The sequence below is a fragment of the Pantoea sp. EKM103V genome (assembly GCF_011800365.1).
GTDB classification, from domain to species: Bacteria; Pseudomonadota; Gammaproteobacteria; order Enterobacterales; family Enterobacteriaceae; genus Pantoea; species Pantoea anthophila.
The window spans coordinates 1-302 of sequence record NZ_JAALFQ010000057.1; the positions used below are offsets into that span (position 1 = coordinate 1).

A 302-nucleotide genomic window follows, 5' to 3' on the forward strand; every position below is an offset into this window, starting at 1 on the left:
GCGGCTGGCCTGCCGCGAGCTGGGAATGCTGCTGAAAGCGGGCCGGGGAATGCACCTGGCGGATATTGCGTGAGCGGAGGAGGGACCGGAATGAAAACACAGAACGCAGCAGACGCCGGGATCAGCGGATTAGCGCCTCAGCTGGCGGACAGCCTGAAGGCGCTGACGGCGCTGGCGCAGAGCCGGTTCAGCGAACGTGAGCAGCATGAATTCCTGTGGTTCGCCCTGCACGACATGGCGCAGCAGGTGGCAGACACGGTACGGGACGGCGCGCTGCCGCTGCCCTCATTCCGCGCGTGGAT

At 66.2% G+C, this 302-nt stretch carries 1 pseudogene; it reads left to right on the forward strand.

The window, feature by feature from the left end:
* Nucleotides 1–90 precede the first annotated feature (90 nt).
* Nucleotides 91–302, forward strand: a pseudogene (locus HFD97_RS22095) (hypothetical protein); the annotation flags it as partial.